The organism is Micromonospora sp. WMMD710, assembly GCF_029626045.1.
In the GTDB taxonomy this organism is placed as follows: Bacteria; Actinomycetota; Actinomycetes; order Mycobacteriales; family Micromonosporaceae; genus Micromonospora.
In genome coordinates this window covers 369,992-396,118 of sequence record NZ_JARUBD010000001.1, presented here as the reverse complement: position 1 = coordinate 396,118, position 26,127 = coordinate 369,992, and the positions used below count along the sequence as shown (strand labels likewise).

At 71.6% G+C, this 26,127-nt stretch carries 20 protein-coding genes and 2 tRNA genes; 5 read left to right on the top strand and 17 right to left on the bottom strand.

The genetic code is table 11. The features are described from left to right. Nucleotides 1-47: 47 nt before the first annotated feature. Nucleotides 48-3,557, bottom strand: a complete 3,510-nt coding sequence (locus tag O7620_RS01955; RefSeq protein ID WP_278121538.1) for a S8 family serine peptidase — start codon at nucleotides 3,555-3,557, stop codon at nucleotides 48-50. 179 nt (nucleotides 3,558-3,736) lie between these two features. Here O7620_RS01955 and O7620_RS01950 point away from each other — a divergent pair, with 179 nt between their 5' ends. Further along, nucleotides 3,737-4,681: an RNA polymerase sigma-70 factor gene (locus O7620_RS01950; protein WP_278121536.1), complete on the top strand. Its 945-nt coding sequence runs from the start codon at nucleotides 3,737-3,739 to the stop codon at nucleotides 4,679-4,681. A gap of 83 nt (nucleotides 4,682-4,764) precedes the next feature. Beyond that, entirely contained in the window at nucleotides 4,765-5,952 is a 1,188-nt protein-coding gene (locus O7620_RS01945) for an FAD-dependent oxidoreductase (protein ID WP_278121534.1), read from the top strand. Nucleotides 5,953-5,961: 9 nt separating this feature from the next. Here O7620_RS01945 and O7620_RS01940 read toward each other — a convergent pair whose 3' ends face one another. Continuing rightward, nucleotides 5,962-6,852: an NmrA family NAD(P)-binding protein gene (locus O7620_RS01940; protein WP_278121532.1), complete on the bottom strand. Its 891-nt coding sequence runs from the start codon at nucleotides 6,850-6,852 to the stop codon at nucleotides 5,962-5,964. A gap of 86 nt (nucleotides 6,853-6,938) precedes the next feature. Here O7620_RS01940 and O7620_RS01935 point away from each other — a divergent pair, with 86 nt between their 5' ends. Beyond that, nucleotides 6,939-7,487 (top strand): helix-turn-helix domain-containing protein, encoded by a 549-nt coding sequence (locus O7620_RS01935; RefSeq protein ID WP_278121530.1) that lies wholly within the window; start codon nucleotides 6,939-6,941, stop codon nucleotides 7,485-7,487. Between the two features lie 237 nt (nucleotides 7,488-7,724). On the opposite strand, the gene O7620_RS01930 is transcribed toward O7620_RS01935, so the two are convergent. Further along, nucleotides 7,725-8,900 carry a serine hydrolase domain-containing protein gene (locus O7620_RS01930; protein ID WP_278121529.1) on the bottom strand — a complete coding sequence of 392 codons (1,176 nt, stop codon included), beginning with the start codon at nucleotides 8,898-8,900 and terminating at the stop codon, nucleotides 7,725-7,727. Between the two features lie 384 nt (nucleotides 8,901-9,284). Between O7620_RS01930 and O7620_RS01925 the strand changes: the two genes are divergently transcribed. Beyond that, nucleotides 9,285-10,544, top strand: coding sequence for a hypothetical protein (locus O7620_RS01925; RefSeq protein ID WP_278121528.1), 1,260 nt, complete (start codon nucleotides 9,285-9,287; stop codon nucleotides 10,542-10,544). Nucleotides 10,545-10,584: 40 nt separating this feature from the next. On the opposite strand, the gene O7620_RS01920 is transcribed toward O7620_RS01925, so the two are convergent. From O7620_RS01920 to O7620_RS01865, 12 genes are all read right to left on the bottom strand, one after another. Beyond that, entirely contained in the window at nucleotides 10,585-11,463 is an 879-nt protein-coding gene (locus O7620_RS01920; protein WP_278121526.1) for a hypothetical protein, read from the bottom strand. A 44-nt stretch (nucleotides 11,464-11,507) separates the two neighbouring features. Continuing rightward, nucleotides 11,508-12,227 carry a hypothetical protein gene (locus O7620_RS01915; protein WP_278121524.1) on the bottom strand — a complete coding sequence of 240 codons (720 nt, stop codon included), beginning with the start codon at nucleotides 12,225-12,227 and terminating at the stop codon, nucleotides 11,508-11,510. Nucleotides 12,228-12,317: 90 nt separating this feature from the next. Then, a complete protein-coding gene (locus tag O7620_RS01910; protein WP_278126813.1) occupies nucleotides 12,318-15,092 on the bottom strand; it encodes a BTAD domain-containing putative transcriptional regulator in 2,775 nt (924 codons plus the stop codon). Nucleotides 15,093-15,397: 305 nt separating this feature from the next. Continuing rightward, nucleotides 15,398-16,318: an SEC-C metal-binding domain-containing protein gene (locus tag O7620_RS01905; RefSeq protein WP_278126812.1), complete on the bottom strand. Its 921-nt coding sequence runs from the start codon at nucleotides 16,316-16,318 to the stop codon at nucleotides 15,398-15,400. Between the two features lie 60 nt (nucleotides 16,319-16,378). Next, nucleotides 16,379-16,666, bottom strand: a complete 288-nt coding sequence (locus O7620_RS01900) for a type II toxin-antitoxin system RelE/ParE family toxin (protein ID WP_278121522.1) — start codon at nucleotides 16,664-16,666, stop codon at nucleotides 16,379-16,381. After that, the gene (locus O7620_RS01895; RefSeq protein WP_278121521.1) at nucleotides 16,663-16,947 is read right to left on the bottom strand and encodes a type II toxin-antitoxin system Phd/YefM family antitoxin; all 285 of its coding nucleotides are present in this window, start codon (nucleotides 16,945-16,947) and stop codon (nucleotides 16,663-16,665) included. The genes O7620_RS01900 and O7620_RS01895 overlap by 4 nt, the downstream gene beginning before the upstream one ends. Before the next feature lie 113 nt (nucleotides 16,948-17,060). Continuing rightward, nucleotides 17,061-17,134, bottom strand: a tRNA-Ile gene (locus O7620_RS01890). Between the two features lie 66 nt (nucleotides 17,135-17,200). Beyond that, on the bottom strand, nucleotides 17,201-18,886 hold the full coding sequence (locus O7620_RS01885; RefSeq protein WP_278121519.1) for an insulinase family protein: 1,686 nt from the start codon (nucleotides 18,884-18,886) through the stop codon (nucleotides 17,201-17,203). Further along, complete coding sequence (locus O7620_RS01880) at nucleotides 18,883-19,830, bottom strand: hypothetical protein (protein ID WP_278121517.1); 948 nt, start codon at nucleotides 19,828-19,830, stop codon at nucleotides 18,883-18,885. The genes O7620_RS01885 and O7620_RS01880 overlap by 4 nt, the downstream gene beginning before the upstream one ends. A gap of 55 nt (nucleotides 19,831-19,885) precedes the next feature. Next, on the bottom strand, nucleotides 19,886-21,124 hold the full coding sequence (locus O7620_RS01875; protein WP_278121515.1) for an NAD(P)/FAD-dependent oxidoreductase: 1,239 nt from the start codon (nucleotides 21,122-21,124) through the stop codon (nucleotides 19,886-19,888). Beyond that, nucleotides 21,114-23,237 carry an MMPL family transporter gene (locus tag O7620_RS01870; RefSeq protein WP_278121514.1) on the bottom strand — a complete coding sequence of 708 codons (2,124 nt, stop codon included), beginning with the start codon at nucleotides 23,235-23,237 and terminating at the stop codon, nucleotides 21,114-21,116. Before O7620_RS01870 ends, O7620_RS01875 begins: the two co-directional genes overlap by 11 nt. A gap of 159 nt (nucleotides 23,238-23,396) precedes the next feature. Continuing rightward, nucleotides 23,397-23,469, bottom strand: a tRNA-Asn gene (locus O7620_RS01865). Nucleotides 23,470-23,730: 261 nt separating this feature from the next. On the opposite strand from O7620_RS01865, the gene O7620_RS01860 reads away from it, so the two are divergent. Beyond that, nucleotides 23,731-24,135 carry a hypothetical protein gene (locus tag O7620_RS01860; protein ID WP_151489675.1) on the top strand — a complete coding sequence of 135 codons (405 nt, stop codon included), beginning with the start codon at nucleotides 23,731-23,733 and terminating at the stop codon, nucleotides 24,133-24,135. A gap of 94 nt (nucleotides 24,136-24,229) precedes the next feature. On the opposite strand, the gene O7620_RS01855 is transcribed toward O7620_RS01860, so the two are convergent. Continuing rightward, the gene (locus tag O7620_RS01855) at nucleotides 24,230-25,237 is read right to left on the bottom strand and encodes a sugar phosphate isomerase/epimerase family protein (RefSeq protein WP_151489674.1); all 1,008 of its coding nucleotides are present in this window, start codon (nucleotides 25,235-25,237) and stop codon (nucleotides 24,230-24,232) included. Nucleotides 25,238-25,455: 218 nt separating this feature from the next. Beyond that, complete coding sequence (locus O7620_RS01850) at nucleotides 25,456-25,986, bottom strand: ATP-binding protein (RefSeq protein WP_278121511.1); 531 nt, start codon at nucleotides 25,984-25,986, stop codon at nucleotides 25,456-25,458. Nucleotides 25,987-26,127: the final 141 nt, after the last annotated feature.

Below are 26,127 nucleotides of genomic sequence, written 5' to 3'. Positions count from 1 at the left end.
GCCCGCGGTTGATCCCGGCCCGGCCGGAGGGCCGGGCCGGGACCATCTCAGCGGACGCCGAACGCGCGGATCACCGTCTGGGTGACGGAGCCGTGCTTCGCGGCGTCGGTGGCGGTCGCCCGGACGCTGACGAACCGGGCCGACCTCGGGGCGTCGAGCGTGCCGGAGCGGCCGAGCTTGTGCCACGTGCGACCGTCGTCGTAGGACACCTCGACGCGGGTCGCCGAGCCCAGCGGCCTGCCGTCGATCCGGCTCGCGGTGACCCCGAGCCGGGCATGCCGCGACGCCACACCGGACCGGCTGGTCGCCACCTGGTAGTCGAGTTGCACCAGGTCGAGCGGAACGGACTCCACGTGCTCCAGGTCCGGTGCCGGGGAGCGGAAGGCCCACTCGGTGTCCGTGCGGGTGCTGTACGGCGTCACGCTGCCGTCGTGGGCGGTCTGCACGACCATCCGCAGGGACTTCGCCGCCGTACCGACCTCGGCGACCAGGATGTCCCCGTCGGCCCTGCCGAGTTCGGTGCCGCCGTCGTGGAGCGCGATGGTCTGGGTCGCACCCCCGGCCAGGATGCCCTGGTGGTGGGGGTCGCCGTCACCGAAGGCGGGGATGCCGAAGACGCCGACGAGTTCACCGATCCGCGCCGGGGCCGGGAACGTGCCGTCGTCGAAGAGCCGGGGCCGACCGATCGGCGCGAACCAGGAGGTGGTCGTGGTGTGGCCGATCGGATACGAGTGCGCGTCCGACAAGATCATCATTTCGGGTGCGCCGGCCTGCTCACGCCACGCCCCGCTGGACACCCAGTCGGTGCGCCGGCCCTGCACCGGGATGGGCACGATCGGCCCGAGGAGAGCCGAGCCGGGCCGGTCGGGGTGGGCGTCGCCGCGGGTGAGATAACCCGTACCCGCGCTGCGACTGCGGAAGTCCTGCTCCACCCGGGCCAGGTCGCGTTCGCGCGGTCGCCAGGTGAGGTCGGCGGGGATCGCGCCGGTGTGCCACCGGTTGAGGTCGTAGACGTAGCGCGGCTCCGGATGCGACTCCACGGTGACCGTCGACCGTCCGAGCAGGGACAGCAGGCGCTCCCCCGGGTCGCGGGCGATGGCGGCGACCGGCAGCGGCGTACTCGGGTCACCCACCTCCCACCAGGCGTCCAGTCGACCCGGACCGGTGTTGACGATGAGGAGCATCGTCGCGCCGGCCCGGTGGGCGGCGTCCGCCTGCGCGATCGCGGTCGGAACGTCGACGTACCGGACGACGGCCACCTTGCCGCGGGCCGGTGCGAACGATCCCCCGGCCGGGATCAGCACCGCGCCCTGCCGGTAGACGCCCTCGGGGAGTTTCGGCGAGCCGGATTGCGGCAGCAGATCGTCGAAGCGTTCACCGGCCGCGGTGAGCGACAGCATCGGCTCGGTGGAACTCCAGCGGGTGCCGAACGTGAAGGCGCCCTGGGTGACCTTCCGCCCGGTCGGCGTCGCCCAGATGCTGTCGTACTGCGGGCCCACAACGTAGTCGTCGCCGAACGGGTACCTGCCGGGGTGCGAGCGGAACAGGTCGACCCGCAGCTGCGCCAGGCTGCTCCGGGACGGGGTCACCGCGCGGGCCTGGACGAGCGTGCGGCCGTCCAGGAGCACCTCACGGTCGCGGTCGAGGACGACCTCGGGCGCGGCCAGCACGGCCCGGCCCAACGAGTGCGGTCCGTTGGCGCCCGGCACGTCGGCGTACATCCACATCGCCCACGTGCTCGCGGGGAGACGCACCGTGAGTTTCCCGCTGGCGTCCACCTCGAGGAACCTCGGGGGGGTGTCGTTCAGCACGTCCTTCGCGATCAGCACGCCGCCCAGCGGCTTGCCGTCCGGGTCGGTGCTGGTCACGGTGAGGTTCGCGTGCTTGGCTTCCCGGTTGACGCCGACCACCGTGCGCACGGAGATGCCGTCCGGCCCGGTCGCGGTCACCGAACCGATGGCGTACGTGCCGTCCGGCATCGGGTCGAGCGGCGTCACGACCGACGCGGTGGCGGTGCCCCGCGCGGGTACGGTGACCTGCCGGCGCGGCAGCGTGAACGCCGCCCCGTCCACCGTCAGGTCCAGGGTGACGGCCCGGCTGGCGGTGTTCGTGTACGTGATCGTCTGCTCGGCCCGCTGCCCCGGCGAGTACGGCCAGCGTAGCCCGGCGAAGGTGGTGCCGGTCGCTAGCACCGTGGCGTGCACGGCGGCGTTCACGTCGACGCGGCCGCTGCCGGCCCAGTCGAGGGGGTGCTGCGGCGTCCGCCGGCTGGTGCTCATCAGCGCGTCCTTGAGTCGCGCGCCGGTCCAGTCCGGGTGCGCCGCGGCGAGCAGCGCCGCCGCGCCGGCCACGTGCGGCGAGGCCATCGAGGTGCCGCTCATCGTCTGGTATGCGCCCTCGCCCTCGGCCGCGTACTGAGAGCGGGCGGCCAGGATGTCGACGCCCGGTGCGGTCAGGTCGGGTTTGGGCGCGTTGTCGCCGTGGCGTGGCCCTCGGCTGGAAAAGACGGTGAGCCGGTCCTGCGCGTCGACCGCGCCCACGGTCAGCGCCGATGCCGCCGCGCCGGGTGCGCCGACCATCTCGAGGTCCGGCCCGCTGTTGCCGGCCGCGATCACGAACAGGGTGCCGGTTTCGGCGCTGAGCCGGTCGACGGCGGCGCTGAGCGGGTCGGTCCCGTCGGTGGGCGCAGCGCCGAGGCTCATGTTGACCACCTTGGCGTGAGCGGTGCGGGCCGCCCACTCCATGCCGCTGATGGCCCAGGATTCCTGACCTGCGCCCTGGTCGTTGAGGACCTTGCCGATGTGCAGGTCGGCGCCGGGCGCCACACCCCGTTCGGCACCGCCCGACGCCGCGCCCGTGCCGGCGATCGTGGACGCCACGTGGGTGCCGTGTCCGTGCCGGTCGGTCACCTCCTCGCCGGGAACGAAGCTGGTCACCTCCTCGATCCGGCCGACCAGATCCGGGTGTTCCCGGTCGACGCCGGTGTCGAGCACCGCGACGTCCACGCCCGCGCCGGTGTCCCCGCCGGCCCACACCTTCGGGGCGCCGATCTGCGCGGTGCTGTCCGCCAGCGCGGCGCGCACCTTGCCGTCCAGCCAGATCCGCGAGACACCGCCCCGCATCGAGGTGCCCGGGGCGGCGATCGTGGACCAGAACTCCCGGGAACGCGCCACGGTGATCGCCGCGCCGCCGATGCTGTCCAGCGGACGTACGTCGGCGGCGCTCTTCGGAAGGGTCCGGGCACCCGGGGCGTACTCGACGATCAACGGCAGCCGGTCGGCGTGCGCGTCGTCGTAGCCGTCGGCGATCAGCCGGGTCACGTTGAACAGGTCGGCGTCGAGCAGACCGGACGCGACGTACGGCAGAGCGGCGTCCGGGTAGGCGTACGTCTCGCCGTGGAACGTGCTGACGCGTACCCCTGCGGTGGCCTCCACGCGGGTCACCGCCGTGCCGGTCACGGTGACCCGTTCACCGGTGATGAGCGTGACCGTACGCGACGGCGACCCGGTCGCCGACGCGGCCTCGGCGGCCGGTGGGACGGGCAGCGGTGTGCCCATGGCGGCAGCCGTCAGGACGGCCAGTATCGAATTGACGAGCAACGCGACTCCTGTGCGGTAGGGAACGGGTGCACCAAGGCTCCAGAGCACGCGTTACGGCGAGGTCAAGCGCTGCTGGCCACGTTGCGCCATGTCCACTCGCCGACAGACGGCGGGACATCCGTGGATACTGTCGAGCCATGCCGTTGACTCCGAACGACGTCGAGGTGTTCGAGCGCTCCCGGGGGCGCCTGGAGGCGATCGCCTACCGCCTGCTGGGCTCGGCGACCGACGCGGAGGACGCGGTGCAGGACACGTTCCTGCGCTGGCAGGCCGCCGACCGGGAGCACGTCGAGACGCCCGAGGCGTGGCTGACGAGGGTGCTCACCAACCTGTGCCTCAACCAGCTCACCTCGGCACGGGCCCGGCGGGTGACCTATGTGGGCACCTGGCTGCCCGAGCCGGTCCTCGCCGGGGACCGGATGCTCGGCCCGGTCGACACGGTCGAGCAGCGGGAGTCGGTCTCGATGGCGGTGCTCACCCTGATGGAGCGGCTGTCCGCCAACGAGCGCGTGGTGTACGTGCTGCGCGAGGCGTTCGGTTACGCGCACGGCGAGATCGCCGAGATCCTCGGCATCACCGAGTCGAACTGCCAGCAGATCTACCGGCGGGCCAGGCAGCACGTCGCCACCGACCGGGCCCGCACCGAGGTCGACGAGGCCGCCACCCGCAAGATCGTCGCGGAGTTCCTCGCGGCGGCCAACAGCGGCGAGACCCAGCGGCTGATCGAGCTGCTGACCGACGGCGTGACGAGCGTCGGCGACGGCGGCGGCAAGATCCCGGCCCGGACCACGCCGATCTCCGGTGCGCTGGCGGTGGCGAAGTTCCTGCGCGGCCTGTTCAAGCCCAGCGGCGTCAAGCGGGACCTGGTGGGCGGCAGCCCCGCCCTCCACTCCGCGATCGTCAACGGCGGCCCGGCGGTGGTGGTCGTGATCGACGACCGGGTCGTCGGCGTCATGTCGCTGGAGGTGACGTCCGACGGCGTCGCGGCCATCCACACCCAGGTCAACCCCGACAAGCTCGAACGCGCCACCCGCCAGTGGGCCGCGTCCGAGCACGGGGAGCCGCTGCTCCACGTCTGGTGACCCAGGTCATAGCCGCCCCCTGTCAGGGATCGCGTCGCTGTCCGGTTCAGGAAGCGACCACCCACCGAGACAGGAGTGCCACCATGAAGCACCGCATCGTCGTCCTCGGGGCCGGCTACGCCGGAGCCATCGCGGCCGGACGCCTCGCCAAGCGGCTGCACCCCGACGACACCGAGATCACCGTGGTCAACGCGGAGGCCGACTTCGTCGAGCGGGTTCGCATGCACCAACTCGCCGCCGGGCAGGACCTCAAGCATCGGGCGCTGAGCGATGTCTACGCGGGCACCGGCGTCGAGGTTCGACAGGCGAGGGTCACCGCCGTCGACGCCGACCGCAGGACCGTCGCGCTGACCGACGGGCACGGCGCCGACGAGATCGCGTACGACACGCTGGTCTACGCCCTGGGCAGCGCCGCCGCGGACCACGGCGTGCCCGGTGTCGCCGAGCACGCGTACGACGTCGCCGGCCGGCCGTCGGCGCTACGGCTGCGCGAGCGCCTCGCCCGGCTCGCGGCCGGTGGGACCGTCCTCGTCGTCGGCGGGGGCCTGACCGGCATCGAGGCGGTCACCGAGATCGCGGAGGCCCGGCCGGACCTCCACGTCTCGATCGCCGCCAACGGTGGCCTGGGCGACTGGCTCAACGACAAGGCACAGCGGCACCTGCGCGGTGTCTGCGACCGGCTCGGCATCACCGTCCACGAGCACACCGACATCGCCCGCGTCGAGGCGACCGGTGCGGTCACCGCCGACGGCCGGGTGCTCCCGGCGGACGTGACGGTGTGGACGGCCGGCTTCGCCGTCCACCCCATCGCCGCCGCCACGACCCTCGCGGTCGCGGCGACCGGCCAGATCATCGTCGACGCCACGATGCGCTCCGTCTCCCACCCCGAGGTGTACGCGGTGGGCGACGCCGGACTGGCCGCCGGGCCGGGTGGCAAGCCGCTGCGCATGTCCTGCGCCTCGGGCACCCCGATGGCCTGGCAGGCCGCCGACGCGATCGCCACGCGCCTCACCGGCCGGAAGAAGATCCCGAAGGCGCCGTTGCGCTACTTCAACCAGTGCATCAGCCTCGGCCGCCGCGACGGCATCATCCAGTACGTCACCGCCGACGACCGGGCCAGGCCGTCCCTGCTCACGGGCCGGCTGGCGGCCCGCTACAAGGAGATCGTGTGCAAGGGCGCCGCCTGGAGCATCTCGCACCCGATCCCGTACCCGGTACGCCGCCACCGCATCATCGCGACCCGGTCGGAGAGGCTCACGACGATGTCGTGAGCCGTGAGGTCAGGAGAAGGTGCGCCGTGCCCAGGTACGGAAGTCGGTGGTGGGCAGGCCGAGCGACCGGGCGATCTCCGGACGGGCCGGGCTGCCGTTCTCGTTGATCCGCTCGACCGCGTTGACCATGGCCGGGAGCAGGCCGCGCTCGACCGCCTCCTGCGGGGTGAGCACGGGCGCGGCGATTTCCCGGCCGGTGACCTCGGTGAGGATCGCCGCGACCTCGGTCATGGTGAGCAGGTCGCCGGCGAGTTCGACGTCGAGGCCGCCGAACCTTTCCGGGTCGGTGAACGCGATCGCCGCGGCTTCGCCGATGTCGTCGACGGCGATCCAGGGCAGCCGCGTGTCGGCGGCGAAGCCGGTGATGATGGTGCCGCTGGACCAGTCGCCGAAGAGGTAGGACCAGCCGACGAGGTTCTCCATGAAGGTCGAGGGCAACAGCACGGTCCAGTGCGCGAAGCCGCCGGTGCGCACCATCTCGTCGATGGATGCCTTGCTCTCCCAGTAGTGCCGGTCCCAGCGCCCTTCGGCCCAGCCCGGCTGGCTGCGGTGGAAGTCACCGGCACCGGAGACACTGCTGTGCACCACGTGCGACACACCGGCCCGGCGTGCGGCCTCGACCACGTTGCGGCCGCGGGTCAACTCGGCGTCGCCCTGCATGTTCGTCACGTCGGGGTACGGGATGGAGAAGACGCCGTCCATCCCCTCGGCCGCGGCGAGCAGCGACGCCGCATCGTCCAGGTCACCCGTGACCAGCTCGGCGCCCCGCTTGAGCAGAGCCTGGGCGTTGTCGGCGTTGGGATCGCGGACCAGGGCACGGATCGCGACCCCACGATCGAGCAGCGCGCGGGCCGTCGCCCCGCCCTGCTTGCCCGTCGCACCGATGACAAGGACAGCCATGTTCGCCTCCGACAATAAGTGGGGCATCCCCCCACTTCTCGTCGGTTACGATATGGGGGACCACCCCACTTTGGCAACGGCGGGCCATGAGAGCGGACGCACAACGCAACTACGACCTCATCGTCACGGCGGCCTCCGCGGCGATCGCCCGCGAGGGCGCCTACGCGTCGCTGGAGGAGATCGCCCGATCCGCCGGCGTGGGTTCGGCGACCCTGCACCGACACTTCCCGTCCCGCTGGTCCCTGCTCCAGGCCGTCTTCCGCACCTGCGTCCGCAACCTGGCCGCCCGCGCCGACGACCTACTGGCCGAACCGGACGCGCTCGCCGCGTTCACCACCTGGTTGCACGAGGTCACCGCGTACGCCACGACGACCCGCGGCCTGGCGGTGACGCTGCTGAACGCGCCACCCGAGGAGGACGGGACCTGCGGCGCGACGCTCACCGCGGCAGGCGAGAAGCTGCTGCGCCGAGCCACGGACCAGGGCTCCGTACGCTCGGACGTCACGATGGCGGACGTGCTGACCCTCGCCAACGCGATCTCGCTCGCCGCGCAGCCGGCCGACGCGGCCAAGGCGGAGCGGCTGCTGACCCTCGCCCTGGCGGGAATTCAGCCACCCCGGGCGGTAACCGCCTAGCCGGGCATCCGTGAGCTGGCTCGAATGGCCGGAGAATGCACCACCCCTCACGGGCTGCCCCGACCGCCCGTCTTACGGCTCGGAAGTCCCTCAAGGGGTGCACGGACACGTCCGAACTCCATCGCTCACTGGACGGAAACGTCTCCAGGCCTCGATCCAGTCGCCGGATGTCACTGCGTGAGCGGGCACCTTGCGCTCTCTTGTTGGTCAGCTCCCCGAGCCAACGCTCGGCCAGGTTTACTGGTCGGTGCCGCACAGCGCCGTGTCGACGCTCTTGTTCACCTCGCTCAGCATCTGCTCGCTGGTCGGTAGGCCGGTCACGGCCACGACGGCGCTCCGGCCGTCCCGGGTGGCGAGGTTGCGGGTCTCGAAGCCCTGGATGTCGCCGCCGTGACCCCAGGCGTCGCCGCCGCAGGGCAACGCGTGCCGGGCGATGCCCAGCCCGTACGCGTACTCGCCGGTCGGTTCGAAGCCGGGCGCGGGCACGGTCGCCATCATGGCCGCCTGCTGCGCCGGCTTGAGCAGCCTGCCGCCCACGAGCGCCTCGAAGAAGGTCCGCAGTTCGTCCGGGGTCGAGACCAGTTGGCCGGCGGACCAGCCCAGGGACGGGTCCATGTCGGTGACGTCCACCCACGGGGCGTCCGGAGCCACCCGGACGTGGCCGCGCGGATGGGTGCCCCGCAGGCGCTGTTCCCCGACGCCCGGCCAGTAGGTGTCGCGCAGTCCGAGCGGTGTGATGATGCGGTTGGTGATCTCTTCTCCGATCGGGCGTTCGGTGACCTGCTCGACGATGAGCCCGGCGAGGATGTAGTTGGTGTTGCTGTACTCCCACTTCGCCCCGGGCGCGAAGTGCGGGGCAGTCGTGAGTGCGGCGTCCACCAGGCGGCGCGGCTGGTAGTACGAGTGGGTCTTGTCGACGAGATCCTGCGGCTCGGTGAACAGCACGTCGTCGTAGTCGGGCAGGCCGCTCGTCTGCTGCAGGAGCTGTCGTACCGTGATCTTCCTGCCGTCGTTGCCGTTGTCACGCACGACGCCGGGCAGGTAGTGCTCGACAGTGGCGTCCAGGTCGATGCGGCCCTCGCCCACCAGTTGCAGGACGACCACCGCGGTGAAGGTCTTGGTGTTGCTGCCGATGCGGACCTGGCCGTTCCGGGGAACCGGGCCGGCGGTGTAGTCGCGGACCCGCCCGTTGGTCCCCCGAACGGAGGCGAGCGCGCCGGGGAAGCCGTCCTCGCTGACCAGACGGTCCAGTCGCCGCTGGACGGCGTCACGCGGGGTGCCGGACGGGCCGGCGTCGGCGTCGGCGAACGCCGAGGGGCCGGTCAACGCGGCGCCGACGGCGACGGCGGCCAACGTGCCGGCGGCCAGCCGTACGAGCCGGCGGCGGGTGGAATCGCTCGAAATCATGGGCATGATGGCTCCTCGGTATCGGGAACGTCGGACACCATCAACGGTGCAAGAAGTCCGAAACGGGGGCGATCCCCCCTGCTGCCCTCTACCGGTACAGCCTGCGCTACCCCGATGCCGGCGAGGAGGCTTCGTACACCCGACGCGCCAGTGCGAAAGTCACGCCGGCCACTGCGCATCCCCACCCACGGGTAACCAGCCAGGTACCGCGAAATAACGGGACGGCACAGGCCACCCCGACCAGCCCCAGCATCGCAAGGCCGGTCGCGGCGTCGAGAGAGTACGGGCGTTCCCATCTACCCATGCCGCCATGGTGACCGGTGGCGTCAGCCGGCAGATGTCCGCCTGCTGGGGCGGCGGCGTTCGTCCCGGTCTGGTTCAATAAATGCGATGTCCACGCGCCGAGCGCCGGTCGTCGCGGCCTTCATCGTCGCGGCGGTCTTCGTCGTCATCGCCGCGCAGACACCCGGATGGCTCGCCGCCCAGCGCGACGCGGCGCCCGCCCAGATCGTCCCGAGCCGGGTGCGAAATCCGTGGCTGTGGCAGGCGACGGTGGGCCAGCACCCGGTTGGTCCGGCCTCGGTGCTCTTCTTCACCGCGCGCACCCGCTACTTCGAGTCGACCGGGGTCGTGGTCGGCCGGGGCGGCGGCTACCGCTTGCTGCCGATCAGCATGGGCGAGCCGCCCGGGCTGCTCTCGCCCGACGGTCAGTGGTACCTGCGCCCCGGCATCGGGAGCCTCGTCGACCTCCGCAGCGGCGAGGCACGGCGCACGCACCGGCCGGGTCTACACACGCTGGCCTGGTCACCGGACGGGAAGATGGTTCTCGCCAGCAGAAGCAACGACGATGACGTGATCACTTACGGGCCGGACAATCAGCAGCTCAACGATCCGTCGAAGCCGGACGAGCTGCTCACCCTCAACCCACGGACCGGGGCCGAGCGGGTGCTGCCGGTCGGCACCTTCGCCAGTCACCGCGCGGCTGCCTGGTCCCCGGACGGCAGACTGTTCGCCGTCGTGGGCCCGGCGGATCCGGCTGCTGAGGTCGGCGAGCGGGAGCGGCTGGTGGTGGCCGGCCTCGACAGTGGCGTGCGCTGGCAGGTCGACCTGGGTGACCGACGGCTGCTGGCCGGCCGGGGTGCGTGGAGCCCTGACGGTCGAAGGATCGCTCTGCTCGCCTTCGACGGCTGCGCAACCCGCCAGTGCGCGGACACTGGCGAGATGCTGCGGCGCTCCTGGCACCTCGAGTTCCTCGACGCCGTCACCGGTAGTCCGGTCGGCGACGTGATCCCCGTCCCGGGCTCGGCGGTGGAGCTGGTCGGTTGGCAGGACGGCGACCCGGTCGTGGAGCGGCAGTCGCCGGAGGCCAACCATGACAAGCGGCGCACCGACCTCGCGGCGGTCTCCACTCGCGGCCCGGAGCGCGTGCTGCTGACCGCCCCGGCCGGAGTCAGCCATTTCGAGGTGCCCGGCGACCTGCTGAAACGGGCCGCGTTCGGCGGTCCGGAGCCACGGCCGTCCCTCTTCGCCGCGCCACCATGGTTGTACGCCACGCTCGCCATACCTCTGCTGGTCGCCGCCCTGGTGCTGACTCGGCGGCGGCGCGGACGCTCCGCCGCCGAGCCAGTATCTCCGATCGCTGGTTCGTGACCCGGAAGGTCGACGCGGAGCGGGATCGTCGGCCTACCGGCTAGAACCCGCCCCACGGCTTGGCCGCGCACTTCCAGGTCTTTCCGTCGTTGTGCGAGACGCAGACCACGACGATCTTCCCGAGGATGGGAAGCCCGAGGGTGAAGATGTGGATCCTCGTCTTCAGATAGGGGACGCCCGACTTTTCGGCGACGTCGCCCAGCGCCCATTCGGGGTCCGGTCCCTCCACTGTCGCCACCCGGCGCAGCGAGTCGACCTCCCCGCCGTCGAGGAGCGTCTCGATGTCCTCCGCCGCGGGCTCGCCGTCACCGGTCAACGTCTCCACCGCGTGCGGCCCCTCTGCGGCGGCGTTGTTGGCCTTCTCGAAGGCCGCCTTCATCCCGCCGATCGTGGTGCCGCCGCCGAGGTCCAGGGTGAGAGTCTGGTCGCCGCGACGCGACAGGACGCATTCCCAGAAGGACTTGCCCGAGGCCATGCACATGGTCAGGCACCACTCCCGGCCGTCCGGCGTGGACGAGGCGAAGAGCAGGGAGGACGTCGGGGTGTCACCCCTGCCGTCGTACACGCCGTCGGCGAGGTCGGCCATGGTCGTGTTGAGGATGTCCCGGCCGCCGGACATCGCGCCCAGGACCGTGACGCCGTCGACCTCTCTGCCGGCGACGAGCGCGTCGAGCTGGTCGACGGTGAGGTTCCGGCCACCGGTGTCGACCGCCAGCACCGTGTCCAGATCGCCGACGGGCCGGCCGGTCAGGTCCTCGAACTGGTGGAGCATGATCCCCGGAGCGGCGGGCTGGTCGGTGATCGTCGTCCGGGCCTGATCCTCGGCGGCCTGGGACGGCGCGTACGAAGCGGTCAGCCCGACGATCAGTGCCGCGGTGACGATGGTGACGCGCCTGGTGATGTCCCGCAGAGCTGTCATGCTGTCCTCATTTCGATGATCGGGTGTCGGCGGGGTCGGACGGGCTACCAGCGGCACGTGACGATGTCGCCCACGTTGTTCGGGGACCCCCAGTCGCAGTGGTCGTCGATCCATTCACCGACGTCGCTGATCGTGTCCACGATCCAGGCGAACACCGACTTGATCGCGCCCCAGAGACTGAAGTAGACGACCGTCGTCTCGGGCAGCCCGCCGGCCTCGTCGATGACGTCCTTCGTCGACATGGCGGCATTCGGCTTCTCGATGATGTCCAGCACGCGTACGCCGGTGTCGTCCTTGCCGGCCAGCAGTGCCTCGACCTGCTCCGGGGTCCGCTCCTTGCCGTCGTCGACCGCCACGATCGCGCGGTCGATCGTCACCGCCGGGCTGCCGGTGACGGCCCGGGCGATGGCGGCGATCTCGCCCAGCGTGAGGTCGTTGCCGAGAGCGGGGCCGGTGAATCGGCGCACCGAGACGGCGCCCGACGGATCGATCCGGATCGCGTCGGCCGCGATCAGGTCGTCCGCCCCGAACGGCTCCCAGGCAAACGTCCACTGCCCGCCGACGCAACGGAACTGGCCGTACATCCGCCCCTCGGGCTCGGTCCCGGTGCGGACGACCTCACCACGGTCGTCGACGTACTGGACGACACAGTCGGTGCCTCTGGTCGGCGGTTTGTCGGTCTGGGCCACGGCGGCGGAGGACATGGCCAGCACCGTTCCGCTGACCACCCCGATCACCGCGAGGCGGCGTGCCAAGCGACTCATCGAACGCTCCATTCCTCGAAGGAAACTGGTGCCCGAAGAGTGCCGGGGTGCGCTGAAGCGGCCCGGAAACCGCGCTGAAAGCGGGGAGCGTCAGCGCAGCCTGGTGGCGTCGAGCTGTGCGAGGTCGGCGCGAATCGAGTCGGCGTCGGCGTCGCCGAGGTCGTCGAGGATGCTCAGGGCACGACGCCACGCCGCGCGGGTGGCGCCGAGGTCGGCGAGGGCCCGGTGGCTGCCGCCGAGATTGACGTACGTGCTGGCCTCGGCGTAGCGGTCGTTGACCTGGGTGAAGAGTTCGAGCGCGTGCTCGTAGCAGGCGATCGCCCGCCGGTCGTCGCCGAGCTGGTGATGGGCGTGGCCGAGGCTGTCCCAGGTGTCGGCCTGCCCCTGCACGTCGTCCACCTCCTGGAGCATCGTCAGCGCCTCGCCGCACGACTCGAGGGCACGGTGGTAGTTGCCGAGCAGCGCTTCCTGCCAACCGACCGCGTTGAGGGTGTACCCCTGCCCGGCCCGGTTGCCGGTCCGCTGAAACAGGGCCAGCGCCCGCCGGGAATGGTCGAGTGCCTCGTGGTACCGCCCCTGACGCTCGGCCAACTGACCACGGTTGAGGTAGGTGTGTGCCCGCCCGGCGTCGTCGCCGACGTCGGTGAACAGGTCGAGCGCGCGCCGCAGGTGGTCGTCGGCCTCGTCGTGGCGGCGGAGCCGGGAGCAGGCGAGACCGAGGCTGCGGTGGGCGTGGCCCTGCCCGGCCCGATCCCCGATGCGGGACGCGGCGGCGAGAGCGATGCGTTGCGTGCCGAGCCAGTCCTGCCAGTGCCCCTGCCGGTGCAGGAAGCCGCCCATCGTCCAGGCGAGCCGCCAGGCGTGGCCCTCGAACCCGGACCGCGCCGCGAGCGGTACCGCGGCGAGCAGGACGGGGATCTCGGCGGTGAACCACGCCGTGGCGGCCGACCGGCTCCTGGGGTGCTCCGGCGTCACACCCGCCCGTGATGGCGAGAGGCTGATCTCGCTGAAGTGCGGGTGCAGTGCGAGGTCGGCGGCGTGCGCGGTGTGCAGGCAGTGATCGAGCAGCCGGTGGATGGCGTCGCGGCGGTCGGCCGGTGACTCCGCCTCGTCGGCGAGGGTGCCGGCGTACGCCCGCAGCAGGTCGTGGAACGCGTGGCGCCCGTACGCGTGCTCGGTGAGGAGGTTCGCCCGGGTCAGCTCGGTGAGCAGGGGGCCGATCGTCTGCGGCGGGACGCCGGCCAGGCTGGCCACGGTCGGGGTGGAGACGTCCGGGCCGGGATGCAGGCTCAGCAACCGGAACAGCCGCAGCGCGGGTGGGCTGAGCGTCCGGCACGACCAGGAGAGGACCGCCCGTACGTCGGTGGCTTCGTCGCCGCCGTGGAAGGCGTCCAGGTTGCCCAGCTCACCGGCGACCGCCGCCAGCGGGAGGTGCCGGTTGGTGGCGGCTCTGGCCGCGACGATGGCCAGGGCGATGGGCAGCCGCGCACACCGGTCGGCGATGTCGTCGGCCGCGGCGGGCTCGGCGGCGACCTGCCGGGCCCCGAGCCGGCGGACCAGCATGTCGCGGGCCTCGCCGGGGCTCAGCAGATCGAGGATCACCGGTTGGGCGCTCTCGGTGACGACCAGCGGGACGAGCTGGTCGCGGCTGGTGACGATCGCGAGGCAGTCGGGTGAGCCGGGCAGCAGCGGCCGGACCTGTTCCGCGTCGCGTGCGTTGTCCAGCACCACCAGGAGGCGCTTGCCCGCCACCGTCGTGCGGTACAGGCTCACCATCAGGTCCTCGTCGCTCGGCATCCGTGCCGCCGGCACACCGAGCGCCTCCAGGAATCCGTGCAGCGCTCGCGCCGGTTCGGTCGGGGTGGCTGCCGGGTCGAAGCCGCGCAGGTTGACGTAGAGCTGCCCATCGGGAAAACGGCCGGCCGCGCGGTGCGCCCAGTGCACGGCGAGCGCGGTCTTGCCGACGCCCGCGGTGCCCGACACCACCACGGCGCCGCCCCGGTCCACGAGCGCGTCGAGGGCGGCCAGCTCCGCGTCGCGTCCGGTGAACGTCGGTACGGCGGGAGGCAACTGTGCCGCCACCACCCGTGCCGCCGTGGCCGGGGCGGGCGCGTCGATCGCGGTGTCCTGACGCAGGATGGCGCTCTGCAGGTCCCGCAGCCGTGGGCTCGGGTCGATGCCGAGGTTGTCACGGAGGGCGTCACGCAGCCGCCGGTAGGTGGCGACCGCTTCGCCCTGTCGGCCGTCGCGGTACAGGGCGAGCATCAGTTGCGCGTGCAGATGCTCGTCGAAGGGTTGCTGCCGGACGAGCCGTTCCAATCCGGGGACGAGCCGGGCGTGCTCGCCGACGGACAACCGGGCCTCGGCGAGCGCCCGTTCAGCCTCCAACCGCAGGCGTGCCAGGTGGTCCGCCTGTTCCTCCAGCCAGGCGGACCCGGCCACGTCGGCCAGCGGCGGTCCACGCCACAGTGCCACCGCCGCCGTCAGGTGGGCCACCCGCTCGGTCCGGTCCGCCGTGCGCCGGGCCAGGTCGAGGAGGTGCTCGGCGGCCTGGACGTCGGTGGATGCCGGCCCGGTGTCGAGCACGTAACCGGGCTGGCGCGCCACGATCGATCCGGGCTCGCCGAGCAACGCGCGCAGGTACGAGATGTGGCGTTGCAGCGTGTTTGCGGCGGTGGCCGGTGGATGTTCACCCCAGACCACGTCGACGAGCTGGTCGACGCTCACGACCCGGCCCACGTGCAGCGCCAACGTCGCCAGCACCGCCTTGCGGCGCAGGCCGTTCACCGCCTGCGGGGTGTCGGTGACGACCACCTCCACCGGCCCGAGCAGCCTGACGCGCACGCCCGTACCAGCCGTCGACATCACCGGATCAGGCTAGATCCGGGGCCGGGCACCCTCGCTGTGTTCGTCGCGCACTGGACACGACGCCGGAGCTGTCGGGTGGCCGGCAGGGTCCACGCCGCGGCCACGACATCCCCAGTGCCTGCGCTTCCGCAGCCTTGCACCCCTCCGTTTGGATATCCGTCTCGAGTGGGCCGGAGGTACCACCATGCGAACCAACCGGCAACCATTGCCGGTGCCCCGTTACCCCTGCCGCGAACAGGAACGCTGGCAGGTAGGGCTGCGTCGTGACGAACTATCGCATGCGACTCGTCGGAGGACGCCGCTCAGACCGTCCGCCCGCAACACTTCTTGTACTTAGCTGTCGATCCACACCAGCATGGGGAGTTCCGCGGTGGCGGCCACGCGATGGTGTGCTCCTCGGGAAGGGTCTCGCTGTAGCGGGCCTTGAGCGCTGGATCGAGAGGCGACTCGCCGGTCCGGTCCGCGAACTCACAGAGATCGGCGACAGTTCCAGGCACCACCCGGATGGCTGGCACACCGCGGTTCGCCAACTCACGCCACCGTCGCTCGACAGCCTGATAGTGCTCGTCGTCGGTCATGTCGAGCTCTTGCGGCCACCGCCGTCGCGCCTCGGTCCGCTCCTGGCGTTGAAAGATCAGCATCCGCACCTGTCGTGGCACTCGTCCAGAGGCCACGGCGTCCCGCACACCATCCGCGTTGACAAGCCGCTGCCGCTGTGGCGGCGCCGCCGGAGCCAACTCATCGGTGGCATCCGGCACCAGGCCCAACTGGCGACGGACCTCCCGACGGCCGCGAAGCATCGCCGAGGAGATCTGCATCCAACCATCCGGGCCGCGAAGCGCCTGCAACTCCTCAGCCGACAGGCGGGCCACCGCCCGGTCGTACCAGCGCAACGCACCATGCAGGTCGCCTCGCTCGGCGAGCAACTCGGCGACCAACGTGCAGTGACCGTCATCCATCGCCGCGTTGCGAGCCAGGCCATCCAGCACGACATACGCCTCATCGACGTCGCCCTGCTCGAATCGCACCTCAGCGAGCTGCGCCATCGCGTAGCAGCCGTCCCCACCGCCGTCAGTGATCAGCCTGTTCAGCAGGTCGGCTGCTCGGTCGAACCGCCCTGCCCGGCGCCATGCGTCGGCAGCCTCGAGCAGGATCTCACCTCGCTCGTCCGGATACTGCTCCACCTCAGCCTCAAGGGCCGCAGCCTTGTCAGCCACACTCATCGACACGGCACCTACCGTACTGAATGCCTCGACGCCATCGGGCACGGAGAGCCAGGGGCGTCAGGAGCGGTACACATCCCTTCGATGATCAATGTCCACAACAGTCACGGTGCGGGTGTCGTCGTCGATGCGGTAGATGATCCGGTAGGTGCCTCGCCGGGCGCTGAACCGATCCGACAACGGCGGCAACAAACGCTTCCCGACCCGGTAGGGCTCTCGCACCAGCGGCCCGGTCATGAACTCGTACGCGGCGACAGCTACGGCCTCCGGCAACCGCTCGGCGAGCGCTCGACGGACGGTCGGCGTGGTGCGCAGCGTGTACGGATCTTCCGGCAGCCGGGGGCTCACGCGGCCGAGGCGCGACGGGCACGAATGGTCTCCGCAAGCTGGTCGGTGGAGACCTCTTCACCTCGGGCCAGTTCCGCGTCGGAGTCGGCCAGCCGCCGCAGGGTGCCCGCATCCCCGAGAACCGCGACGGTTTCCTCCAGACGCTCCAAGTCCTCCACCGACACCAGCACGGCGGACGGCCGACCATGCACGGTCACGGTCACCCGTTCGTGGTGGTCGTGCACCCGCCCCACCAGCTCAGAGAGCCGAGTCTTCACTTCCCCCAACGGCAGCGTCGTCATGGTCACAAGTATGACCAAAATCCGCTGGGGCGTCCACCGTTCCTCCAGACACCATGCCGATGGTTCGCATGGTGAACACACGTCGCGAAGAAACGGCAGGTCAGAAAGTTGCGTGGGGCGGACGGGACTCGAACCCGTGGCCGATGGATTATGAGTCCACTGCTCTAACCTGCTGAGCTACCGCCCCTGACACCGCGCCGGATCTTAACCCGCCCGGTGGATCACGGGCCAGCAGCGATCCGGCCCCACCTCATCACTGCCGTCGTCGCTTCAGCAGCACGATGGGCACCGCGAGGATAACAGTGAGCACCCACCCGACCGCGATGACGCCCCAGAACCACGCTTCGTCCGGGTCGCTCTCTTCGGCGGCGAGTGTGCCGATGGTCAGCACCAGGCAGAGGCCGCCCATCAGCAGGGTGCCCAGCCCGCTGAGCACCATGACCGGGATCTCCCACCAGGAACGTCTGGCGGAGCCGGCCTCGCGGGCGATCGGCTTCGGCTGGGGGATCTGGTCCGGTGTGCGGGCCGGCATGGTGACGTGCCGGTCGGCGGGCACCCGTGCGTCGATGCTCTGGATTGTCGCCGGCGGCACCTCGAGCATGGTCGGTTCGATGTGCAGCACGATGGCGTCCGCGCCGATGAGCTGTCGCGCGCCGTCGGGCCAGGTGAGCATGGCGGAGCAGTCGTCGTAGCGGACGGTCAGCGGCCCCTCCGCCCGCAGGTAGGTCACCCCGTCCGCGCCGATGCGGATCCCGCCGGCACCCTCCTTCGCGCGGTACGTCGTGCCGTCGACGGTGTCGGTGGAGTGGGTGGGTGCGGCGACGAAGCCGGCCCAGTCGGCGGTGTGGCCGCCCGGCACCATCAGCAGCGCCGACGCCGTCACCTCCTCGGCCACCTCGTGCAGGTCGGCGAGGTTGACGGCCTTCAACTCGGCCCGGTACTCGTCGATGGTGAGGTTCGGCTGCCCGGTCAGCACGTTGAGGGCGTACGACGGCAGCCGCGCGGCGTCCACCTCCGCGGTGCCCAGGAGGTCCTCCCGCTTGGCGATGGTGGCGTCGAGGTCCGCCTGCTCGATCCGCCCGACGCGCATCTTGGCGAGGACGTCGATGAAGCCGCCGAGTACGGCGTCCTGCTTCTCCGCCAGCGCGTCGGCGAGGGCCCGCAGGGTGGCGTACCCGTCGCCGCGCGGCTCGTACGCGGTGGTGGTCGTGTACGACAGGCCGGCGTCCTGGCGCAGCGACCGGTACAGCTCGCGCTCCAGCACCCCGGCGAAGATGTTGGCGGCGGTGCTGCGTCGTACCACCGAGTCGAGTACCACGGCGCGGGCGCCGCTGACGAAGTACGCGGGCGTCTGCGGCAGCGCCGACGAGGCCACCGGCATCGGCTGCCGCACCCCGCCGGGCAGCGGGAGCCGCAGGCCGGCGGGCACCCGGTCACCGGTGATCCAGAGCACGGCGTTCTCCCGGGTGAACCACCGGGCGGTCCACTCGCGCAGGTCGTCGACGGTGAGCGCGCCCAGCCCCCACTCCGGGTAGCTGCTCAACCCGAAGTCCCGGGCACCGTGCCGCCACAGCGGGATCTCGTCGGCGGCGGCGGCGCCCCGACTGCTCCATTCGGTGCGCAGGATCTCCTTCTCGACGTCCAGCCTCGCCGCCGGCAGGTCGGAGAGGTGCGCGCAGACGGCGGTGAGGAACGCCGCGATGTCCGTCTCGGAGCCCTGGGTGTGGAACATGGTGAAGGTGGGGGCGGTCATGCCGTTGACGTGGTAGTCGGCCAGCCCGAGCGGTGCCAGCGCGAGGTGTTCGATGAGGTGGGTGATGCCGGCGCGTCCGAGGGTCTCGTCGGCGGTGCCGACCCGGAAGGTCAGCCCGGCGTGCATCGGCCCGCCGGTGGGGGCGAGCAGCGTGGGCACCCCGTCCACGTCCAGGTGCTGGATCATGACTGGCCACCCTTCGCGTACGCCTTCGCGCGGTACTGCGTGAAGCCTTCAGCCCCGTCGACGTAGGTCCACGGGTACTCGGTGCCGAGGTTGCCGAGGGCGGTGAACTGGCTCGCGGCCGCGGTCCACTGTTCGGTGAGGCTGAACATCAGCGCGAACGTCGAACGGACCCACACCCAGTCGCCCCGGTCGACGTGGTCCGGGTGCAGCACGGATCGCTGCCCGGCCTGCATGATCTCGTCGACGACGGGGGTGCTGCGCAGGTACGCCGCGCGTTCCCGCTCGGTGTCGACGTCGAGCCAGCGTTCCAGGTGGGCCTCGGCGATCAGTGCGGCGTTGGGTGCCCCGGCGGGCGCGGCCTGGGCGCACTCGCGGGCGAAGCCGAACATCCGGTCCCAGTCGCCGCTCCACTTCGGGCAGAGCTGTTGCAGCAGGCTCGCCTGCGCGGGCAGGTGGTGGGGGTGATGTCGGGCCAGCCGGTCGTAGCGGCGACGGGCCTCGTTCTGCCCCAGCTCCAGACCTCGGGCGAGGGTGATCCGCTGGGTCCAGGCGGCCGGGTCGTCCTCGTGTCGGGCGGTGACGTCGATGAGCACCTGCTCGGCGCGACGCAGGTACTCGTGGAACTGGTCGAACTGCGAACGGCTCACGTACTGGGCGCGGGCGGCACTGCGGATCCGCCAGCCGGTGCGGATGAGGCAGTTGCCGAGCAGCGTGCCGGTGAGGGCGTCGGTCGGGTCGTCGTCGTACGCCCGCCGCAGGAGCGGCTCGGTCCCGTCCTGGTCGCCGGCGGCCCCGACCAGCAGCGTCCGGGTGGCGGGGTCGCGGTCGGCGAACACCGCCCGGACGGCGGGCCAGTCGGCGGCGTCGAGCGCCTTACGCAGGTCGTTGACCTCGGGGTACGCGACACCGGCGTCGAAGGAGAGGGCCGGGAAGTGGGCGGGCATGGCGGGGATCATAGGTGATCAACTTCGGCGGCGGTGTCCTGTTTCGAGTCGGGGCTCAGCCCGCGCGCAGCTCCTCCAGCACCGCCCCGGCGGCCCGCCAGCCGCTGGCGAGAGCGCCCTGGATCGATGGGCTGTCGCGGTGGTCACCGGCCACGAACAGCCCCTCCCCCATCGCGACCGGCTTACGCAGCCGGCCCTGCGGTGGTGGCGCGGCGGGCAGCGCGTTCGGCACGGCGACGGTGGTGAGGTGGGTCCAGTCGGCTGTGGACCGCCCGTACAGCCGGGTCAACTCGGCCCGTACGGTCGGCTCGGGTGGGGCCGTGGGGCCGACCACCGACGTCGCGACGAGGTGCCGTCCGGCGGGCGCGTAGGTTCTGGCGGCGTTGCTGAGCACCACCGTGTTCGCCACGATCTCCCGCCGGTCGCCGTCGACGAGCAGGATCGGCTCGGCGAGCGGCGGCTCCGGTGCGCTGTGGTAGTAGGTGGTGTAGCTGTGCATGCGTACCGTCGTCAGGGCCGGCAGCAGCGCGGACGCGGCGGGCGGATCGACGGCGACCACGACGGCCCGGCAGCGGATGTCGCCGGCCTGGGTGCGGACCCGGCCGGGCGCGACCTCGGCGACCGGGATGTCCAGGTCGAGCAGATCGGCCGGCAGCGGGTCGGCCACGGCCCGGGGCAGCGCGGCCATCCCCTCGGCGGGCAGACCGATGCGGCCGCGGGCGAAGGAGCGCAACACCATCGCGAGGACGTGACTGGAGGTGGCCAGCTCCCGGTCGATGAACACGCCGGACAGGAACGGCCGCAGCAGCTCCTCGATGATCGCGTCGGAGAGGCCGGCGCGGCGCAACGCCGTCTCGGCGGTGGTCTCCGCTGCGCTGAGCAGCCGGGACGTGGGCAGGGTGGCGCAGCCGGCGGCGAGCGCCGCGAAGCGCAGCCGGTCGCGCAGCGAGCCGACGCCGGCGAGGGCGGTGCGTGGCCCGCCGGTCGGCTCGCGCAGCGGGTTGACCAGTCGCAGCAGGTCGTCGCCCCTGCGGACGAGCACGCCGGAGGTGAAGTAGCCGAGGTTGAGCCGGTCGGTGTCGAGCAGCGTGCCGAGCCGGGGGTAGGCGGTGTTGAGCACCTGGAAGCCCCGGTCGATCAGGTAGCCGTCGACGACGTCGGTGGCGACCCGCCCGCCGAGCCGGCCGCCGGCCTCCAGCAGCCGCCAGGGCACGCCGGCACGGTGCAGCCGGCGCGCGGCGGCGAGGCCGGCCAGGCCGCCGCCGACGATGACCACGTCGGTCTCAGCCAGCATCGCGCGCCTCCCGCTCACCGTTCGCCCGGGACAACCGGCCCGGCCACCAGACCTTCGGCCCGATGTCGTACGCGAGTGCCGGCACCAGCAGCGACCGGACGATGATCGTGTCGATCAGTACCCCGATGGCGACCGCCGTACCCAACTCGACCAGGATCACCAGGGGCAGCACGGCGAGGGCGGAGAAGGTCGCGGCGAGCACGATGCCGGCGGAGGTGATCACCCCGCCGGTGACGGCGAGGCCGGCCAGCACACCGGCGCGGGTGCCCCGCTTGACCGACTCCTCGCGGACCCGGCTCATCAGGAAGATGTTGTAGTCGATGCCGAGCGCGACCAGGAAGACGAACGCGAACAGCGGGAACGACGAGTCCACGCCGGGGAAGCCGAAGACGTGCCGGAACAGCAGCGCGCAGAGGCCGAGGGTCGCCGCGAAGCTGAGCAGCACGGTGGCGATCAGCAGCACCGGGGCGAGCAGGGCACGCAGCAGCAGCGCCAGGATGACGGCGATGACCACCAGCACGATCGGGATGATGACGTTCTGGTCGCGCTTCGCGGCGTCGGAGGTGTCCACGTCGATCGCGGTGAAGCCGCCGACCACGGCGTCCGCGCCGGGCACCTGGTGGACGGCGACCCGCAGCTCGCGGATGGTCCGTTCGGCGCCGTCGCTGTCCGGCGGGTCGGCCAGGGTCGCCTGGAGTTGCACCCGCCCGTCGACGACCTTCGGTGCGGCGTTCTCCTGCGGCGGGCCGGTCTGCGCGCCGGCGGTCAGCGGACGGACGTCGGCGACGCCGGGCACGCCCTGCGCCACCTGGGCGACCTGCCGGGCGGTCTGTTCGGTGGTGAAGATGGTGGCCGGGCTGCCGGTGCCGGCCGGGTAGTGCCGGGCGATCACCTCCTGGCCGTCCACCGAGTCGGTGCGCTGCGTGAACAGATCGGACTGGCCGAGCGTGGTGGCGCCGAGCTGGGTGAGGCCGAGCGTGAGGACGGCCAGCACGACGGCGGTGCTCAACGAGATCGGTCGGGCGTGCCGGGCCACGAAGCCGGCGACGCGGCTCCAGGTGCCGTGCTCGGCCCGCGGATCGGCCTGGTCGGCTCGGGGCCGTCGGGGCCAGAACGCCCACCGGCCGCCGATCACCAGCAGCGCGGGCAGGAAGGTGAGCATCACCAGCAGGGTGGCGGCGATGCCGATGGCGGCGACCGGGCCGAGCGCCCGGTTGGAGTTGAGGCTGGACAGCAGCAGGCAGAGCAGGCTGACGATGACCGTGCCGCCGGACGCGATGATGGCCGGCGCGGCGCCCCTCCAGGCGGTACGCATGGCGTCCCACGGCCGGTCGTGCCGGTGCAGTTCCTCCCGGTAGCGGGCGATGAGCAGCAGCGCGTAGTCGGTGCCGGCGCCGAAGACGAGCACGGTGAGGATGCCCTGGGCCTGCCCGTTGAGCTTGACCACGTCGGCGTCGGCGAGCAGGTAGACGAACACCGACGCGAGGGCGTACGACATGCCGGCGGCGAGCAGCGGGAAGATCCAGAGCACCGGGCTGCGGTAGACGATCAGCAGGATGATCAGCACGACGACCAGGGTGACCAGCAGCAGGGGCCCGTCGATGGCGGAGAAGACCTCGATGAGGTCGGCGAGCAGGCCGGCCGGGCCGGCGACGTCCACGGTGAGCCCGCCGCGGCCGTCGCCGGTGATGTCGCGCAACTGTTCGACGACCGCGCCGATCTCCTCACCCTCGGCGTCGTCCACCGGCACGACGACCTGGAGGGCCTGGCCGTCCTCGCTGGGGATGGGCGGGGGCAGCGGGGTGACCACGCCGGGGATCTGGGCGAACCGGGCGGCGTCGGCGCTCACCTGCTGCCGGTCGGCGTCGGTGATCCCCGAGCGCCGTTCGTAGACCACCAACGCCGGAACGGTCTCCCGGTCGACGAATCCGCCGGCGAGGTCCTGGGCACGGGTCGCCTCGGCGTCGGTGGGCAGGAAGGCGGCGTTGTCGTTGGTGGCGACCTCGCTGAGGCGTCCCGCGTACGGGCCGGCGACGCCGCCGATCACCAGCCAGGCCAGCACGACCGCCACCGCGATCAGCGTGGCCCGCCCAAAGCCCCCTCGTCCGGACATCCACACCACCCAGGAATCGACGCATCAATCGACGCAGCGGGAGTCTAGGTCGACATCGACCATCCTGCCGGGCGGGCTCGTCGAGGGAGGGCGAAACCGGAGGGCCACGTACGCGACAACGCCCGTCGGCGTGCTGCCGACGGGCGTTACGTGGAAGAGCTCCCCCGATTGGACTCGAACCAATAACCTGCCGGTTAACAGCCGGCTGCTCTGCCAATTGAGCTACAGGGGATCGTGCACCGCCCAGAATCCGGATCTCGCCGGCGCTGTGCGACGGGACAAGAGTACAGGACATCCCGGGGTGGTGGTCCAGTGGGTTCCTCCCCCACCCCTGCATCGACAATTCGGGTAAATCGTCATCCCGGCACAAGCATGCTTGAGCGGAGAGCAGGATGGGTAGTTAGCTGCGGACAGAGGACGCAGGCGCGAATTGGTCGCTCCCGACGAGGCAACTCGCCGAGGCGACGGCGCGTCAGGTACGGAAGGAGCCGCCATGCGCGGAAAGATCATGTTTCTTGGCGGGCTGGCTGCGGGATTCGTCCTGGGCGCCCGTGCCGGCCGGGAGAAGTACGAAGAGCTCGTGGTCCGGGGCCGCAAGGTGCTCGACCACCCGACCGTCCAGGAGGCGGCCGGGGTCGCGCAGGCCCAGGCCAACAAGCTCTACAGCGAGGGCAAGGACAAGCTTGGCCAGACCAGGCTAGGCGAGAAGCTGGGCACCGGCAACGGCAGCACCGGCAAGCAGGAACTGACCGCCGCCGACGACGCGTTCGCCGGCACGCCCGCCACCGTGGGTGCCAAGGCGGGCAGCAGCCCGGTCGGCACGACCTCCGGGTCTCCGTCGGCCACCAACCCCCGCACCAAGCCGTCCGGCTCGGGCACCAACGCCAGCACGCTCTGATCCATCGCACGTAGACCCACCGCACGTAGACCCACCGCACGTCGACGGGCCGGTCGCCGAGAGGGCGACCGGCCCGTGGTCTGTCCGGGTGCGGTCAGTCCTTGCTGCTGAACGCCGCGTCGAAGGCCGCGCTCGGAGCGTCGAACGCGAGCCGCCGGACGAACTGCAACGCCTCCGGGGCGCCGAGCAGACGGTCCATTCCGGCGTCCTCCCACTCGATCGAGATGGGGCCGGTGTAGCCGATCGCGTTCAACGCGCGGAAGCAGTCCTCCCAGGGGACGTCGCCGTGCCCGGTGGAGACGAAGTCCCAGCCGCGGCGCAGGTCCGCCCAGGGCAGGTGGGAGGCGAGCCGGCCACGCCGACCGTCCCCGGTGCGCACCTTCGCGTCCTTGCAGTCCACGTGGTAGATCCGGTCGGCGAAGTCGAAGATGAAGTTCACCGGGTCCAGTTCCTGCCAGACGAAATGCGACGGGTCCCAGTTCAGCCCGAACGCGGGCCGGTTGCCGATCGCCTCCAGCGCCCGCTTCGTCGTCCAGTAGTCGTACGCGATCTCGCTGGGGTGCACCTCGTGCGCGAACCGCACCCCCACCTCGTCGAACACGTCGAGGATCGGGTTCCACCGGTCGGCGAAGTCCTGGTAGCCACGCTCGATCATCGACGGCGGGACCGGCGGGAACATCGCCAGGGTGTGCCAGATCGACGAGCCGGTGAAGCCGACGACGGTCTTCACGCCGAGCTTCGCCGCCGCCCGCGCGGTGTCCTTGATCTCCTCGGCGGCCCGCTGGCGGACCCCCTCGGGCTCCCCGTCGCCCCAGATCCGGGCGGGCAGGATGTCCTGGTGCCGCTCGTCGATCGGGTGGTCGCAGACCGCCTGACCGACGAGGTGGTTGGAGATCGTGAAGACCTCAAGGTTGTGCTTCGCGAGCGTCTCCCGCTTGCGATCGACGTACGAGTCGTCGGCGAGCGCCTTGTCGACCTCGAAGTGGTCGCCCCAGCAGGCGATCTCCAGACCGTCGTAGCCCCACTCGGAGGCGAGCCGGCAGACCTCCTCGAACGGCAGGTCGGCCCACTGGCCGGTGAAGAGCGTGATGGGTCGCGCCATTGTCCTTCTCCCCTGTTGTGATGGGGATTCCATGTGCGGGACCAGGGCGAGGGTGACCGGTCGGACCGGTACGTGGCGTCCGGGCGGTCACCGGTGGGTGCGGAACACACCTGAGCCCGCCGGGTTGCGCCTCCCACCGGGTCACCGGCCACCGTCACGGTCGCCGCTCCCACCCTATTTCCGTCGCACCCCATCGCGGAAGCCCCACCGACGGATCGTCAGCCGGCCGCCTCTTCGGGCGCGGGCAGGACGGCCCGGACGGTGAAGCCGCCGCCGGGTCGCGGGCCGGCGGAGAAGGAGCCGCCGACCCGCTCGGCCCGCCGGCGTACGGCCAGCAGGCCCCTGCCGGCACGGGTCTGCCCGGTGGGCGCGGGTTGCGTCGGTGGGGCGCCCTCGTCGCGTACCTCGATGGTGATGCCCTCGACGTCGTAGCGCAGGCGGACCGCGACCGGCGCGCCCGGAGCGTGCCGGCGCGCGTTGGTGAGGGACTCTTCGATGATCCGGTACGCCGCGACGTCGACCGCGCCCGGCAGCGGCCGGGGCTGCCCGGCCAGGCTCCAGCGCACCGGCTGACCTGCGGCGAAGCCCTCCACCAGGGCGTCGAGGCGGTTCAGGCTGGGCTCCGGCCCGGTCGACGGGTCGGGCTCCTCGGCCGGGCGCAGCGCCGCGCGCAGCCGGTGCCCCTGCGCCCGCACCGTCCGGCGCCACCGCGCCCGCACCGTCCGGCGCCACCGCGCAAAACGCCCCATGCCGATCAAGGTACGGCAGCCGACTGTGCGTCGACCCGTGGCCTCGCGGAGACGGCGAAGGCGGGCCATGACGGGTGTGAGCGTGATGCCTGTGAGTCATCAATATGACTCACAGGCATCACGCTCATCGGTGCACCTGCC